General features: G+C 62.6%; 16 protein-coding genes. 13 read left to right on the top strand and 3 right to left on the bottom strand.

Annotation, left to right across the window (positions count from 1 at the left end):
• Positions 1–66 precede the first annotated feature (66 nt).
• The 10 genes from CN673_RS11250 (at position 67) to CN673_RS11205 (ending at position 9,332) form a co-directional block, all read left to right on the top strand.
• Positions 67–2,328 (top strand): RelA/SpoT family protein, encoded by a 2,262-nt coding sequence (locus CN673_RS11250; protein ID WP_099866354.1) that lies wholly within the window; start codon positions 67–69, stop codon positions 2,326–2,328.
• A 149-nt stretch (positions 2,329–2,477) separates the two neighbouring features.
• On the top strand, positions 2,478–3,080 hold the full coding sequence (locus CN673_RS11245) for a DUF2062 domain-containing protein (protein ID WP_099866353.1): 603 nt from the start codon (positions 2,478–2,480) through the stop codon (positions 3,078–3,080).
• 10 nt (positions 3,081–3,090) lie between these two features.
• The gene (acpS, locus tag CN673_RS11240) at positions 3,091–3,510 is read left to right on the top strand and encodes a holo-ACP synthase (RefSeq protein WP_099866473.1); all 420 of its coding nucleotides are present in this window, start codon (positions 3,091–3,093) and stop codon (positions 3,508–3,510) included.
• An 80-nt stretch (positions 3,511–3,590) separates the two neighbouring features.
• On the top strand, positions 3,591–4,346 hold the full coding sequence (lepB, locus tag CN673_RS11235; protein WP_099866352.1) for a signal peptidase I: 756 nt from the start codon (positions 3,591–3,593) through the stop codon (positions 4,344–4,346).
• Entirely contained in the window at positions 4,343–5,059 is a 717-nt protein-coding gene (gene rnc, locus CN673_RS11230) for a ribonuclease III (RefSeq protein ID WP_099866351.1), read from the top strand. The genes lepB and rnc overlap by 4 nt, the downstream gene beginning before the upstream one ends.
• Before the next feature lie 22 nt (positions 5,060–5,081).
• Positions 5,082–6,011 (top strand): GTPase Era, encoded by a 930-nt coding sequence (era, locus tag CN673_RS11225; RefSeq protein ID WP_099866472.1) that lies wholly within the window; start codon positions 5,082–5,084, stop codon positions 6,009–6,011.
• A gap of 18 nt (positions 6,012–6,029) precedes the next feature.
• On the top strand, positions 6,030–6,818 hold the full coding sequence (gene recO, locus CN673_RS11220) for a DNA repair protein RecO (protein ID WP_099866350.1): 789 nt from the start codon (positions 6,030–6,032) through the stop codon (positions 6,816–6,818).
• Positions 6,815–7,327 carry a PaaI family thioesterase gene (locus CN673_RS11215; RefSeq protein ID WP_099866349.1) on the top strand — a complete coding sequence of 171 codons (513 nt, stop codon included), beginning with the start codon at positions 6,815–6,817 and terminating at the stop codon, positions 7,325–7,327. The genes recO and CN673_RS11215 overlap by 4 nt, the downstream gene beginning before the upstream one ends.
• Before the next feature lie 211 nt (positions 7,328–7,538).
• A complete protein-coding gene (locus tag CN673_RS20900) occupies positions 7,539–8,042 on the top strand; it encodes a hypothetical protein (RefSeq protein WP_157928876.1) in 504 nt (167 codons plus the stop codon).
• Between the two features lie 90 nt (positions 8,043–8,132).
• Positions 8,133–9,332, top strand: coding sequence for a PqqD family peptide modification chaperone (locus CN673_RS11205; RefSeq protein ID WP_157928875.1), 1,200 nt, complete (start codon positions 8,133–8,135; stop codon positions 9,330–9,332).
• A 3-nt stretch (positions 9,333–9,335) separates the two neighbouring features.
• Here the strand turns inward: CN673_RS11205 and CN673_RS11200 are convergent, their stop codons facing one another.
• Positions 9,336–10,577, bottom strand: coding sequence for an MFS transporter (locus CN673_RS11200; RefSeq protein WP_099866347.1), 1,242 nt, complete (start codon positions 10,575–10,577; stop codon positions 9,336–9,338).
• Positions 10,578–10,850: 273 nt separating this feature from the next.
• Between CN673_RS11200 and nadA the strand changes: the two genes are divergently transcribed.
• Positions 10,851–11,927: a quinolinate synthase NadA gene (gene nadA / locus CN673_RS11195; RefSeq protein ID WP_099866346.1), complete on the top strand. Its 1,077-nt coding sequence runs from the start codon at positions 10,851–10,853 to the stop codon at positions 11,925–11,927.
• Positions 11,928–12,008: 81 nt separating this feature from the next.
• Here nadA and CN673_RS11190 read toward each other — a convergent pair whose 3' ends face one another.
• Positions 12,009–12,539: a LysM peptidoglycan-binding domain-containing protein gene (locus CN673_RS11190; protein WP_157928874.1), complete on the bottom strand. Its 531-nt coding sequence runs from the start codon at positions 12,537–12,539 to the stop codon at positions 12,009–12,011.
• Between the two features lie 103 nt (positions 12,540–12,642).
• Between CN673_RS11190 and CN673_RS11185 the strand changes: the two genes are divergently transcribed.
• The gene (locus tag CN673_RS11185; protein WP_099866471.1) at positions 12,643–14,229 is read left to right on the top strand and encodes an L-aspartate oxidase; all 1,587 of its coding nucleotides are present in this window, start codon (positions 12,643–12,645) and stop codon (positions 14,227–14,229) included.
• Between the two features lie 6 nt (positions 14,230–14,235).
• Positions 14,236–15,114 carry a carboxylating nicotinate-nucleotide diphosphorylase gene (nadC, locus tag CN673_RS11180; RefSeq protein WP_370853028.1) on the top strand — a complete coding sequence of 293 codons (879 nt, stop codon included), beginning with the start codon at positions 14,236–14,238 and terminating at the stop codon, positions 15,112–15,114.
• A gap of 46 nt (positions 15,115–15,160) precedes the next feature.
• Here nadC and CN673_RS11175 read toward each other — a convergent pair whose 3' ends face one another.
• Positions 15,161–15,949, bottom strand: a complete 789-nt coding sequence (locus CN673_RS11175) for a DUF4394 domain-containing protein (RefSeq protein ID WP_099866343.1) — start codon at positions 15,947–15,949, stop codon at positions 15,161–15,163.
• Positions 15,950–16,011 lie beyond the last annotated feature (62 nt).

The raw sequence follows: 16,011 nt of genomic DNA, 5'->3' as shown, positions 1-16,011 counted from the left end.
TTGATTTCTCGTGCGCCGGTCGTTCTATCCGGCGCACGTTTCGTTTGAGCGGAGAGCGTTTCTGAGATGATGCGCCAGTACGAGCTCGTGGAGCGCGTGCAACGGTACAAGCCCGACGTGAACGAGGCCTTGCTCAACAAGGCTTACGTCTACGCCATGCAGAAGCACGGCAAGCAGAAGCGGGCGAGTGGCGATCCCTATATTTCCCATCCGCTCGAAGTCGCCGCGATCCTGACGGACATGCGGCTCGACGAGGCGACGATCGCGGTCGCGCTGCTGCACGATACCATCGAGGACACCAGCGCGACGCGCGACGAGATCGATGACCTTTTCGGTCAGGACATCGGCGCCCTGGTCGAGGGCCTCACCAAGATCAAGAAGCTCGATCTTGTGTCCAAGCGAGCGAAACAGGCCGAGAATCTGCGCAAGCTGTTGCTTGCTATCTCGGACGATGTCCGCGTCTTGCTCGTCAAGCTGGCCGATCGTCTGCACAACATGCGAACGCTTGGCCATGTCCCGCCGGAAAAACGCGCGCGCATCGCCGAGGAGACGATGGACATCTATGCCCCGCTGGCCGGGCGCATGGGCATGCAGGACATGCGCGACGAGCTTGAGGAACTCGCCTTTCGCTACATCAACCCCGAGGCGCACGACACGGTCACCAAGCGGCTTGCAGATCTTTCGGCCAAGAACCGTGACCTGATCCGCACGATCGAACAGGATTTTTCCGCACTCTTCGCAAACCACAAACTGGAAGCGAAGGTGAAGGGACGTCAAAAGAAGCCCTATTCGGTCTTCCGCAAGATGCAGTCCAAGTCGCTGTCCTTCGAACAGCTTTCCGACATCTATGGATTTCGCATCATCGTGGAGGACATCGCCGCCTGCTATCAGGCTCTCGGCATCGTCCACACGCGTTGGTCCGTCGTGCCGGGCCGGTTCAAGGATTACATATCGACACCGAAACAGAACGATTATCGGTCGATCCATACCACGATCGTCGGTCCTTCGCGCCAACGCATCGAACTGCAGATCCGCACCGCCCGCATGCACGAGATCGCCGAATACGGCGTGGCCGCGCACGCGCTCTACAAGGATGATCTGAAGGGTGGAGAGGACCTGCTCTCGCGAGACAGCCGCGCCTATTCCTGGTTGCGTCACACGATCGAGCAGCTGTCGGAAGGCGACAATCCGGAAGAGTTCCTGGAGCACACCAAGCTGGAGCTCTTTCAGGATCAGGTCTTCTGCTTCACGCCCAAGGGGCGCCTTATCGCCCTGCCGCGCGGGGCAACGCCGATCGATTTTGCCTATGCCGTCCATACCGACGTCGGCGATACCTGCGTCGGCTGCAAGATCAACGGCCGGATCATGCCGCTGGTGACGCGCCTCAACAACGGCGATGAGGTCGAGATCATACGGTCCGGCGTGCAGGTTCCCCCGCCGGCCTGGGAAGAGGTCGTCGTCACTGGCAAGGCGCGTGCCGCGATCCGCCGTGCCACGCGCGCCGCGGTTCGAAAACAGTATGCCGGGCTCGGTTTCCGCATCCTGGAGCGGGCCTTCACGCGGGCCGGCAAGACGTTCTCGCGCGAACTCTTCAGGCCGGTGCTGCATCGGGTCGGTCAGAAGGACGTGGAGGATGCGATCGCCAGCGTCGGCCGCGGCGAGCTTTCCTCACAGGACGTTCTGAAAGCCATTCACCCCGAGCACGCCGATGAGCGCGCGCCGATGTCGAAGGCGGCTGCCGACGAGGGCTGGTTCAATCTGCGCAGCGCTGCCGGTGTCATTTTCCGCATGCCGGGGCTCGGCAAGAAGGACAAGGTCAAATCCCGAATCGCCCGCAAGACCAACGGCGCCGGCAAGGGCGGGGTGGGTGAGCCCGACGACGCGCTTCCCATCCGTGGCGTGGACCAGAACGCAATCGTCTCCTTCGCGCCGGCCGGCGCCGTTCCGGGTGACCGGATCGTCGGTATCATGGAGCCGGGCGCGGGCATCACGATCTATCCGATTCAATCGCCGATCCTGACACGCTTCGACGACCAGCCCGAACGCTGGATCGACATCCGATGGGACATCGACGAGGCGACGAAGACCCGTTTTCCGGTCCGCATTCTGGTCAATGCGCTCAACGAGCCGGGGTCGCTTGCGGAGATGACCGACGTTATCGCTCAGCGCGATGCCAATATCCGCGCTCTGTCGACTTTGCGCATCGCCTCGGACATCACCGAGTTGATGATGGAAATCGAGGTCTGGGATCTCAAGCAGCTCAATCAGTTGCTCATGCAGTTGAAGGAGTGTGCCTGTGTTTCCACGGCAACGCGCCTCTACGAATGAGGGGCAGGCGTCGAAATTGCGATCGCGCGTCCCAAAAAAGATCGGATTTGCACGGTTGGGTAACGGTTTCCATCTTTAGGTAATGCAATGAGAGACGGCCAGATATCGCGGCCGTCGCATAACGCGAAGATCAGGGTCACGTCAGCTTCATGCTGTTTCGCAGACGCAAGAAATTGGGACTTTGGGAACGCTTCCGGCTGTTCATTTGGCCGCAGCGCTCATTCTCGCGTTCGATTCAGTATTTTGCCAAACGTGTTCTGCGGCTGCGCGCCACGCCCCATGCGATCGCCGCCGGGGTCGCTGCCGGTGTGTTTGCGTCCTGGACCCCGCTTATCGGCTTTCACTTCGTTCTGTCCTTCGCTATCGCCTATGTGGTCGCCGGCAACATGATCGCCGCCGGGATCGGTACGGCTGTCGGCAATCCCTTGACGTTCCCATTCATCTGGGCCGGCACCTTCAAGCTCGGCCATTGGATCCTCGATCGGGGCAAGGATTTGCCGCCGGTTCATATCGACCTCGTTCAACTGATCCGCGATATCGATTTCAATCAACTCTGGACGCCCGTCATCCAGCCGATGCTTGTCGGCTGCCTGGCGCCCGGCCTGATTTCGGCCCTGTTCTTCTACGTCCTGACCTATTGGGCAGTTCAGCGTTTTCAGGACCGTCGTCGTCGCCTTCTGGCCGATGGAGCGCGACGGCGCAACGGCGCCCTTCCGGCCGGCGCTGCGACCGTCGGCGGCGAGAAGCATTGAAAAGACATTCATGATCATCGGCATCGGCAGCGACCTCATCGATATCCGCAGGATCGAAAAGACCCTCGCACGCTTTGGCGAACGCTTCGTCAGCCGATGCTTCACCGAGGTGGAACAGGCAAAGTCCGATCGCCGCAAGGAACGTGCCGCATCCTACGCCAAGCGCTTCGCGGCCAAGGAGGCGTGTTCGAAGGCATTGGGAACCGGTCTGGCTGCGGGCGTGCACTGGCGTGACATGGGCGTGGTCAATCTGCCGGGCGGCAAGCCGACCATGCGTCTGACGGGTGGTGCGGCACGCCGCTTGGAAAAGATCGCGCCGGTCGACCATGACTGTGTCGTCCACCTGACGATCACCGACGATTTTCCGCTCGCCCAGGCGTTCGTCATCATTGAAGCGCTGCCGCGAAAGGGCCAGAACACCGTCGCGTGATGGCGGTCATGGCTTTGTTGCCGCCATTGGGCGAACGGTCTAAAGAGGTGCCGCGGCGACAGTCCATTCTAGAGGAACCGATGAGCGTGTCTGATACCAGCAAGAAGCAGAAATCCGGCGCCCTTGGCGAGAACATCAAGGTCATTGTCCAGGCACTGCTCTTGGCACTGGTCATCCGCACTGTCCTCTTCCAGCCTTTCAGCATTCCGTCCGGCTCGATGATGCCGACGCTGCTCGTCGGCGACTACCTGTTCGTGTCCAAGTTCTCCTACGGCTACTCGAAATATTCCATACCGCTCTCTCCCGATCTGTTCGAAGGCCGGATCTGGGCGGCAGAGCCCGAGCGCGGGGACGTGGCTGTCTTCCGCTATCCGCCGAACCCGGACCTTGACTATATCAAGCGTGTGATCGGCCTGCCGGGTGATACCGTGCAGATGCGCGATGGCATTCTCTATATCAACGGAGATGCCGTGGAGCGGGAAGAAGTCGGTACCTATCAGCCCGAAGGTCAATATGATCGCGGCCAGCCCGTGCCGCTCTACCGCGAGACCCTGCCGAACGGCGTCAGCTACAACACGCTCGATCTCTCGTCCAATTCGCCGGGCGACAACACGCAGGAATTCCAGGTGCCGGAGGGGCACTATTTCATGATGGGGGACAACCGCGACAATTCGGCCGACAGCCGTTTTGAAGTCGGGTTCGTTCCGCTCGAGAATTTCGTCGGCCGCGCCAACATCATCTTCTTCTCGATGGATGCAGGCACATCGCCGCTGGAACTTTGGAAATGGCCGACAAACCTGCGATTTGACCGCCTATTCCAGTCTGCACAGCAATGACCCGCGCCCGACCGCTCTCGGACAAGGATATCGACCGGCTGTCGGAGAGGATCGGCCATGTCTTCGCCAACCGCGATCGCGTCGTGCGGGCGCTGACTCATTCCAGCTCGCACAACGCCCGCGGCGGCAACTACGAGCGGCTGGAATTTCTCGGCGATCGCGTGCTTGGCCTCTGCATCGCGCAGATGCTGTTTAACGACTTCAAGTCGGCCAGCGAAGGCGAGCTTTCGGTGCGGCTCAACCAACTGGTCAGCGCGCAGACATGCGCCGCTGTCGCCGACGATCTCGGCATGCATGAGTTCATCCGCACCGGCAGCGATATCAAGTCCGTGACCGGAAAGCGTATGGCGAGCGTGCGCGCAGACGTGATGGAAGCCCTGATCGCCGCGATCTATCTCGACGGCGGACTTGAGGCTGCACGCGGCTTCATTACGCGCAACTGGTCGACGCGCGCCCGCGACCAGCATGCGGCGCGGCGTGACGCCAAGACCGAGCTTCAGGAGTGGGCGCATGCCCGCTCCGGCGTGACGCCAAGTTACCGGGTCCTCGACCGCAGCGGCCCGGACCACGATCCGCAGTTCACGGTGCGGGTCGAGATCGAAGATCTTGAACCCGAGACCGGGATCAGCCGCTCCAAGCGCACGGCAGAGCAGGAAGCGGCGACGAAGATGCTGAAGCGTGAGGGCGTGTGGCCCTCCGAAACCGCCGAATAGGACGAAGATGAGCGACAGCGACATGCAGCCCGGCCCTTCCACGGAAGAGGCCGCATCGACCGATACACGTTCCGGTTTCGTCGCGCTTCTCGGCGCGCCGAATGCCGGCAAGTCGACGCTGGTCAACCGCCTGGTTGGAGCCAAGGTGTCGATCGTCAGCCACAAGGTACAGACGACCAGGGCGATCGTTCGCGGCATTGCGATTGAAGGACGGACCCAGATCGTCTTCATCGACACGCCCGGCATCTTCAAGCCCAAGCGCCGGCTCGATCGCGCAATGGTCACGAGTGCCTGGGGCGGCGCCAGGGACGCCGACGTCGTGCTCTTCATCCTCGATGCCGAACGCGGCCTGGTGGGTGACGCGGAATCGATCCTCGCCGGCCTGCCAAACGTGCACCAGCCCAAGGTCCTGGTGCTGAACAAGATCGATCAGGTGAAGCGTGAAAAGCTTCTGGAGTTGACGGCCAGGGCCAACGAGACCGTCACCTTCGACAGGACATTCATGATCTCGGCGCTCAACGGCTCGGGATGTGACGACCTGATGGCCCATCTCGCCGCTGCACTTCCCAATGGCCCCTGGTACTACCCGGAAGATCAGATTTCGGATCTTCCAATGCGCCAGCTCGCCGCCGAGATCACGCGCGAGAAGCTCTATCTGCGTCTCCACCAGGAACTTCCCTATTCCTCCCATGTCGAGACGGAGCGCTGGGAGGAGAAGAAAGACGGCAGCGTGCGCATCGAGCAGGTGATCTATGTCGAGCGCGACAGCCAGAAGAAGATCGTTCTCGGCAAGGGCGGCGAGACGGTCAAGGCAATCGGCCAGGCGGCGCGCAAGGAGATCGGCGATATTCTGGAGCAGAAGGTTCATCTGTTCCTCTTCGTCAAGGTGCGCGGCAACTGGGGCGACGATCCTGAGCGCTACCGCGAAATGGGACTTGAATTTCCCGGCTGACGGCGCGAGCGTGGCGCGATGGAATGGATCGATCGCGGCATCGTGCTCGGCGTCAGACGCCATGGAGAGACCAGCGTCATCGCCGAGGTGATGACTCACGGCCATGGCCGCCATCTTGGCCTCGTGCGCGGCGGGCGCTCGCGCCGTATGCAGCCGGTGCTTCAGCCGGGCAATGTCGTCGAAGTGACGTGGCGCGCCCGTCTCGACGAACATCTCGGCATGTACCAGGTCGAGCCGCTGGCTTTGCGCGCTGCCCGTCTGATGGAGAACGCGACATCCGTCTACGGCGTGCAGGCCATGGCGGCTCTCTTGCGTCTCCTGCCCGAGCGCGATCCCCATCAGCGACTGTTCGAGGCCATGGACATCATTCTGGAGAGCCTCCATGCACCGCACGAGGCCGGCGAGCTTTTCGTGCGATTCGAGCTGGCCATGCTCGATGAACTGGGCTTCGGCCTTGATCTGGCGGCGTGTGCCGTCACGGGCGCGCGCGATCGGCTGGCCTATGTTTCGCCAAAGACGGGACGGGCCGTGGTGGACCATGTCGGCGCACCCTGGTCCGATCGCCTCTTCGCGCTGCCACCGTTTCTGCTTCGCGGCAGGGCCGAGGCTGCCGATGCGCAAGAGCTCGCAGCCGCTTTCCGCATGACCGCATATTTCTTCGACCGCGATATCTATGGTCCGCGGGGTCTGACCCGCCCCACCGCGCGTGACGGCTTCGTCGCGGCCGCGCTCAAGGCTCGGCAAAAGTTCGCTGATGAAACGACCGGGACACATCCCGTGTCCCCGACCGAAAAGGCCGCTCCATGACATCGGGTGCAACCACTGCAAGACGCCGTACGCTGCATTACGGCACCATTCCATTGTCGGTCGTGGCAAGGGAGGGAGGACTGAACGTCCTGCGTGCCATCCTTGCCGGTGAGCTTCCCAACCCGCCGATTGCCGAAACCCTGGATTTTGCCCTGAGCGAGGTCGATGAGGGAAGAGTTGTCTTTTCAGGCAACCCCAATGCGGAGCATCTCAATCCGCTCGGTGCGGTGCACGGAGGGTGGACGGCGACGATCATGGATTCCGCGCTCGCCTGCTGCATCATGACGACGCTGGCACCGGGCGAGGGGTACACGACCGTGGAGTTCAAGGTGAATCTCACCCGTCCGCTCTTCGCCGACATGGGCGAGGTTACCTGTGAGGGCAATCTCGTTCATCGCGGCCGGACGATCGCGACGTCCGAGGCGTTCCTGCGCGACGCCAATGGCAAGCTGCTGGCGCACGGGACGGAGACATGCGCGATCTTTCCGATCGACAATCTCACCCGCTGATCTTCGTCGGCCGCGCGGCAGCGACCTCAAAATTTTACCATAGCATTTTCAAAAGCTTGGGAGAGAGCCTCCTGCTTTATTGCCGCTACGCGGGAATAAGTCGCGTGCGCTCGCGTTCGTCAGTCCATGCCGCGGCGACACCAGCCCGACTTTCCAAGGGCGGGGCCGGTGCCACGACAGGCAAAATACGTTGAGAACGAAGGAGAACAGTATGTCGGATAAGAAGAACAGACACAACAGTGCCGACCATGCGTCGGGTGCCGTGGAGAAGACTGTCAGCCGGCGCAAAATGCTCGGCATTCTCGGCCTGACCGCGGCGGCGGCCTACACCGCACCCACTCTGCTCACCATCCGCCAGGCACGCGCCTCCGGGTCCGGCGGCGGTGGATCGGGCGGCGGTGGTGGCTCCAACGGCGGCGGCGGCTCTGGCGGCTTCGGCGGCGGCGGTTCGAATGGCGGCGGTTTTGGCGGCGGTGGCTCCAATGGCGGCGGCTTCGGTGGCGGCGGCTCGAACGGCGGTTCTGGTGGACGCGGCGGTTTCGGCGGCGGCGGCTCGAATGGCGGCTCGGGCGGACGTGGCGGTTTCGGCGGCGGCAACCGCGGTTCGGGCGGGCGAGGCGGCTGGGGCGGCGGCTCCGGTGGACGCGGCCCACAGACGCTCGGCAGCTTCGGCCGCAGCATGGGCAACGCCATGGGCGACGTATTGCGCCGCTGATCAAAGACGGAGCATGTAACGGCAAGGGGAGCGCGGCTGTGCGGCGCTCCCCGCATGACTTGGGGACGAGATCGGAAGGACAACGGAACGATGCAACTTTGTTGCTTTCGCGGATTGCCGGCTCCCATCGGCATCGATCCCGATGTCAGCCGCATTGCCGATGACTTGCGCACCGTCCTGGTAGGCTGGCCGCAGGTTGATCCCGCCGACATGCCCTTCGATCAACCGTTCCTCACCGTTTCAGGGACCCCGGACCATGTGATCGTTCGGCGCCAACCGTCCGGCGAGACCCGAAGTGAGCCGAGCACGACGAGCGCGATCTGCACGATCATCGTGGAATTGATGGCCGCTTTTGTCCGCAACGTGCAATCAATCGGCAATCTGCATGCGGCAGCGGTAGAGTTCGGCGGCCGCCTGGTCGTCTTTCCCGCGACGAATCGCGCCGGCAAATCGACACTGGTCAGCGCGTGTGCCGCTGATGGTCGGCGGGTGTTCAGCGATGATCTTCTGCCGATCGATCTGAAAACTGGAGATGGCGTGGCGTCAGGCTGTCTGCCGCGTATCCGATTGCCGTTGCCGGATGGCGCGCCTGAGCGGCTGAAGCGGTATGTCGAATCCCATACCGAGGTCACTGATGGCTACTATGCGTTTCTCTCGGCAACGAAGGGACGGAGCGTCCAGCATGGAGAGAAAGCGTCGATCGGTGCCATCGTTCTGCTGGAACGGTCCGACCAGCCATGCGCGGCCCGTCTCGAACCTGTGGCTCTTGAAGATGGGTTGACGCGGTTGCTTGTGCAGGACACGAGCGAGGTTCCGGCGCAGTGCATGCTCGATGCCTATCTGGACCTGCTGGCACATCTTGCCGTCTATCGGCTGGTCTATTCAGACATATCGGATGCGCAAGCACGGCTGGAGGAAGGCTTCTCCACCTGGCCAGCGACCGAGATTTTGGCCCGGAGTGATCCGCGCCGGCAATCGGCATCGGCGTCCGGTTTCGATTGGCCGACGCCTGCAACGGATATGCCAGTATATCGGCGTGTCGACGAGGTCGCGGTCCGCGTGGTCGGCGACAGCGCCTTTCTCGTCGACCAGCGAAATGACAAGATCCATCATCTCAACACCTTGGGCCTCGGCCTGTGGAACCTGCTTGAGAATGATATGGATGAGGCGACCATTCGCACAATCGTCGCAGGCGCCTTTGCCGACGTTCCCGAGGAGGTCGTGGAGGCGGATGTCGGCGCGCTGCTGCAGACCTTCCTGGCAGAAGGCCTGGCGCAGCAAAAAGGCTGAAGCCTATTCCGCCGGTTGCACGACGTCGCGAACGACGGCGCGCTCCTCGATCGGCCAGTGAACGAGGGCGGCGAAAAGGCCGAGCGCCACGCCGAGCCACCAGACGGGGTCATAGGTGCCCAGCCGGTCGTAGAGAAAGCCGCCGAGCCAGACGCCGAGAAACGAGCCGATCTGGTGTGAAAAGAAAACGATCCCACCCAGCATGCCGAGATAGCGCGTACCGAACATGATCGCGACCAGTCCGTTGGTCGGCGGGACGGTGGACAGCCACAAAAGCCCCATCACGATCGAGAAGACGACCACGGAAAAACCGCTTTGCGGCAGGAGCAGGAATGCGGTGACCGCGATCGAGCGCCCGATGTAAATCAGGGCGAGGAAGGCTGGCTTGGAATAGCGCTGCCCGATGATGCCGGCGGCAAGCGAGCCGATGATGTTGAAGAACCCAATCAGCGCGATGGCCGTCACGGCATAGGTCGCATCGATGCCGATGTCGCCGATATATGCGGGGAAATGCGCCGTGATGAAAGCGACCTGGAATCCGCACACGAAAAAGCCGGCCGTCAAAAGAAGATAGCTGCGGTGTCCCAGCGCTTCCGAGAGGGCGGCTCGGATGGTCTGCTCGACATCGGTCTGCTTCTGGCTGCCGCTCGCGGCATTGCCGCGCAGCGGGATGGCGAGAACGGGAATTGCCAGCATGATGACGGCCAGCACGACCAGCGCGTCCGACCAGCCGAGCGATACGATGAGGCCCTGAGAGATTGGGGCGAACACGAACATGCCCGCAGAACCGGCCGCCGTGCCCAGACCGAAGGCGAAGGAACGTTGCTGCGGTTCGACGTTGCGGGCGAAGGCTGCCAGGATGATGCCGAACGATCCGGCCGCGACCGCCAGGCCGACGAGAATTCCACCGCCGATATGCAGCCAGATCGGCGCGTCGGCAAAAGCCATGATGACCAGCCCCGTCGAATAAAGCAGAGCCGATAGCAGAAGGACCCGCCAGGTGCCGTACTTGTCGGCGATCGCGCCGAAGAATGGTTGGCCGACGCCCCAGAAAAGGTTCTGCAGCGCCATTGCGAGGCCAAAGGTCGTGCGATCCCACCCGGTATCTGCCAGCATCGGCAACTGGAAGAAGCCCATGACCGAGCGCGGCCCGAAGGCGAGCAGCGCGATGAGGCACCCCGAGACGATGATCATCAGGGGCAGGGGGGCGGCGGGCAGTGATGAAACGGAAGACTGGGTGCTCATGCGCGTCCTCGCTGGCGCCCGCCGTCAGCCGGGCTGATCTGCCAAAAGGCATCTGTCGGCCGTTGGTACTGCAACCGGACGAAGCCCGGAAGCCATTTTTTTGACATGTATCGTTCAACACAATTGATTGCTGCACCTCCAGCAACGCGACTTAGGTCGGCTTGCAATTGGCGCGGCGAGGTCATACATCAGGCGCGTCGGCACTGTCGGCTTTCTTTTCGACCCTCTTATGCTCAAATTGAGCAATAGGGCCGCAGCGCAGGGAGAAGCGGCATGGTCGCGACGGCAATTGCTTCCAACAATGAAGTGAACTCAGCACGCAACGCGGCAGAGCGATACGGCGTGAAAAGCCGTCCTGATCTGTCCTATACGCCGGCGGTGGCCCGCGAGACGGCGCATCTTTACGAACGCGTGAAGCACCACATCCCCGCGATAGAATGGCCGGTCCATGCGCCCTACATTCATGCGATCAATCGGTTGAAGGCCGAGCGTGGCGCTGTCATTTTGGCGCACAATTACCAGACGCCGGAAATTTTCCACTGCGTTGCCGACATCGTCGGCGACTCGCTTCAGCTTGCCCGGGAGGCGACCAAGGTTGATGCCGAGATCATCGTCCAGTGCGGCGTTCATTTCATGGCGGAGACCTCCAAGCTTCTCAACCCCGAGAAAACCGTGCTGATCCCGGACATGCGTGCCGGTTGCTCGCTTTCCGAATCGATCACTGGCGCCGATGTCCGTCTGCTGCGTGAGCGCTATCCCGGCGTTCCGGTCGTCACCTATGTCAACACATCGGCCGACGTGAAGGCAGAGACGGATATCTGCTGCACCTCATCGAACGCCGTCGCAGTCGTTGAAAGCCTCGCTTCCGATACGGTGCTCTGCATTCCCGATGAGTACCTGGCGCTCAACGTTGCCAAGCAGACCAAAAAGACCATCCTGACCTGGAAAGGGCACTGCGAAGTCCACGAGCGCTTCACCGCCGAGGAACTGAACGCCTACCGCGAAGCCGATCCATCGATTGAGATCATCGCTCATCCCGAATGCCATCCTGACGTCATCGCGGTCGCGGACTATGCCGGCTCCACTTCGGGAATGATCAACTACGTCAAGGATAAAAAGCCGGCGCGCGCGCTGCTTGTCACCGAATGCTCGATGGCGTCCAACATCCAGTCCGAGGTTCCTGAGGTCGACTTTGTGAAGCCCTGCAACCTGTGTCCGCACATGAAGCGCATCACATTGCCCAAGATCCTGGATAGCCTCTTGGAAATGCGCGAAGAAGTGCTTGTCGATCCAGCCATTGCATCGCGCGCCCGGCTTGCCGTCGAGCGCATGGTCGCCCTGTCGCAGTAGCGGCCGTTGCGCCCCCTCTCGATCCTTTTTGGGCCAAGGTCCGGCGGCGCGCGCGTCGCCAGGGGCGGCCGGTCTTTCGCCTCAGCTAGCCGGAACGCGAATTGTCTGTCCGACCGACAGACGATTGGGCACGACGCCGGGGTTGGCCTGGAGCAGCGATTGCAGGGCAAGGCCGCGCGAGCGTGCGATCGCGCCGAGCGTGTCGCCGCGCTGGATGCGGTAAAGAGCGCCCCCGGTCTCCTGCCGCATGGTCGGCGCCGGACGACCGCCCTGGCTGACGATCGGCTTTTGCCGTGTGGCACGAATGCGTGGCGGGCGCGGCGCGATCTCGTTGTTGAGCGTGTTCGGAACAGCGGAGGTCCTGCCTCCGGGAATGTTGAGCAGTCCCGGCCTGTCGAGGTCGCGGCCCGGATTGGCACGGCGAAGATCGCCAACGGTGGTGCCGCAGCGTTGGGCAAGGGCCACGGCGCTCGATCCGACACCCGTCTGCAATCGCGAGGTGCATTGCGCGCCGGCCGGTTCGACGCCGCTGGCAAGAAGCAGCGACGCGACGATGGCGCCCCCTGCGATCGTCAAGCTCGGGAATATGCGGCGTTGTGTGCCGTGGGGCATGGCTTGGTCCATTGTGTTGGCATCGTTGCTGTCCTTTCATGCAATCTAGCGCCGGCACTGGCGATTTTCCATGTGGGGCCGACCAGCGGCCGAGGATGAGGCAATGAATTCCAGCACGTTTCCGCCGGTATCCTGGACGGGCATTGACGACGTCGTCATCGTCGGCGGCGGGTTGGCAGGGCTTTTCTGCGCGCTGAAGCTGAGCCCGAGGCCCGTTACCGTTCTCGCGGCTGCGCCGATCGGTCAGGGCGCCTCATCTGCCTGGGCGCAAGGCGGCATAGCGGCGGCGGTGAGCGAGGGCGACACGGCCGAAAGCCATCTCTCAGACACGTTGGCTGCCGGCGCCGGCCTTGTCGACGAACGCATCGCACGCATGATGGTGGAGGAAGGCCCGGCGCGGATCGACGACCTGCTGGCCTATGGCGTGCCCTTCGATCGCGATCTGGAAGGGCGGCTCGCGCTCTCCCGTGAAGCGGCCCACTCGACGCGGCGCGTGGTCCGGGTACGTGGCGACATGGCGGGCCGCGCGATCATGGAAGCCCTTATCGCGGCAGTGCGCCAAACGCCGTCCATTCGCGTCATGGAAGGCTACGTCGTTGAGGATCTGGTGTCGGAGGGGCGCTACATCGCAGGCGTCGTGGCACGTCCGGATGCCGGTCGTGCCACCCAGCGCGTCACCTTTCCGGCCCGCGCGGTCGTTCTTTGCACGGGCGGCATCGGCCACCTTTACAGAGTGACGACGAACCCATTCGAGGCGAGGGGGGGCGGCATGGGCATGGCCGCACGCGCCGGCGCGGTGATCGCCGATGCGGAATTCGTGCAATTTCATCCGACAGCCATCGACGTCGGACGTGACCCCGCGCCGCTGGCGACCGAGGCGCTGCGAGGTGATGGTGCAACGCTTGTCGATCGCGATGGCCATCGTTTCATGCTCGACCTTCATCCAGATGGTGAGCTTGCACCGCGCGATATCGTGGCACGCGGAATTTTCCGTCAGGTGCAATCGGGCAAGGGCGCTTTTCTCGACTGCACACGGGCGGTTGGCGCTCGCTTTCCGGAGATTTTTCCCACGGTCTACGGCTATTGCAAGGAAGCGGGCATCGACCCCGTCCACGATCCCATTCCCGTGGTTCCCGCCGTCCATTACCACATGGGCGGCATCCTGACGGACGCGCAGGGCAGGACGTCGCTCGACGGGTTGTGGGCGGCCGGCGAGGTCACCTCGACGGGCGCGCACGGCGCCAACCGGCTCGCCTCCAATTCCCTGCTCGAGGCAGTCGTCTTTGCGGCCAGGATCGCCGAGGACATCCAGGGCCTGCTGCCGACGCCGAAGCTCAACGATTGGGGTGGGTTGTCGGAGGAGAGTGACGATGTCTTCACAATCGAGGACAGCCCGCCGCTGAAGCGCCTGCGTGCCATCATGTCCGACAAGGTCGGCGTCGTTCGCGAGCGTGGGGCGCTTGTCGCGGCCATCCGCGAAATCGCCGAACTCCAGGCCGCCGGCAACCGGCTTCGCTTCGCCAACATCGTGGCAACCGCCAAGCTGATCGCCGTCGCTGCGCTGAAGCGGGAAGAAAGCCGGGGCAGCCACTACCGATCCGATTTTCCCGAGACGGCGCCTGGCCGCCCGAGCCGTAGCTACCTCACGCTTCAAGATGCGGACGCGGTCATTCGCGACATCGCTGGATAGGACATGATGACCGACAGACCTCCGCTTCCCCAATTGCCGTCGATCATGGTCGAGGGGGCCGTGCGTGCAGCCTTGCTGGAAGATCTCGGCCGGGCCGGCGACATCACATCGGCAGCGACGATCGACCCCGGCGCGCAAGCCACCGCCCGCATCGTAAGCCGGCAGGACGGCTTTCTTTGCGGCATGCCGATGGCGCGGATGGCGTTTCAGTTGATGGATCCGACGATCAGGATCGAGAGCGCCTTTGGCGATGGCAAGATACTTGCACCAGGCGCAGAACTGGCGCGCGTCGCCGGTCCGGCGCAGGCAATCCTTTCAGCCGAGCGGACCGCGCTGAATTACCTTATGCATCTGTCCGGTGTTGCCAGTCATACCGCGCGTTTCGCCGCACAGATTGCAGGAACCGGTGCAAGGATTTGCTGCACCCGCAAGACCATACCCGGCATGCGGGTGTTTCAGAAATACGCTGTGCGCATTGGCGGCGGATCCAACCACCGCTTCGGACTCGACGATGCGATCCTGATCAAGGACAACCACATCGCCATAGCCGGGGGCGTCGCCAGAGCGATCGAAAAGGCGCGGGCGGCAGCCGGACATCTGGTGGCGGTGGAGGTCGAGGTCGATACACTCGACCAACTCGGAGAGGCGCTTGCGGCAAAGCCCGACGTGATTCTTCTTGACAACATGTCGACGCAAAGCCTTGGCAAAGCGGTGCAAATGAACCGCGATGCGGGTTCATTCTGCCGACTGGAAGCCTCGGGGAATGTCGATTTCGACACGGTGCGGGCTATTGCCGAGACGGGTGTCGACTATATCTCGACATCGAAGATCACGATGGCGGCGCCGACCCTCGATATTGGTCTGGATATTTCGATAGAGGCTTGAGGCGAATGAAGCCGGCGCAGGGCCGGCTTCATCTCTGGTTTGCGAATCACATCGCAGGGAGAACCGTCAGGTCGACGAGTTCGCCTTCGAGACCGGAAATTTCTCCGGCTTCCGTTGCGGCGCCCGTTTCCAGGTCCACGGTGTAGAGCATGCCACCGGTCGCGAGCCACGCGGTGTTGGTGCCGTCTTCTGTGGTCTGCACGTCGAAGGCATGGTTGGTGCCGCCGTCCTCGATGCCGAGCTTGCCGATTGCGGCCAGCGTTCCATCATTGGGCGACGTCTGCTGGATCAGCCCGCCAATAGTCGCATCGATGTCGTACATGGCCGTCTCTTCAGGCGTGCCGAACGAGTTGATGTAAGCGGCGGCGACGATATTCGGTGCCTCACCGGCATGCATGTCGGCTTCCTCGAAGGCGAGTTCCCCGTCCACGGTGACTTCGCCGGTATCGACGTTGACGCGGTGGTTGGTGGTGCCCGTCATGTAACGCAGGCGGTCGGCCATCGGGTTGAAGTCGACGACAACGGGCCCGTCACCGATTTCAAGCGGGGTGTCCATCGTCGAAAGCTCGGTCGCTTCGCCCGTTTCGGGATCGATTGAAACGACGACGCTTTCCGGCGTGACGCCGATAAGGGTGTTGTCGGCCGGGCGCAAGTCGATTCCGACGAGGCTGTCGACGCCTGTGACGTCCATCGTACCGGTGACCTCAAGCCCCTCGGTATCGAACATCACCAGAGTCTTGTCGCCGGTCAGGCCGACGACCGGCGCGGCCAGCGCGGCGCCGCCTGCAGCGAAGATGAAGGTCGAGGTGATCAGTGCACGTTTCAGACTTGTCATGGTGGTTCTCCCTGTGAAACGGATGAAGACAAGGGTCTTTGCCCGCACGTCTTCATGGCTAC

The organism is Neopararhizobium haloflavum (genome assembly GCF_002750855.1).
GTDB classification, from domain to species: Bacteria; Pseudomonadota; Alphaproteobacteria; order Rhizobiales; family Rhizobiaceae; genus Georhizobium; species Georhizobium haloflavum.
This window is presented reverse-complemented; position numbering and strand designations above follow the sequence as displayed.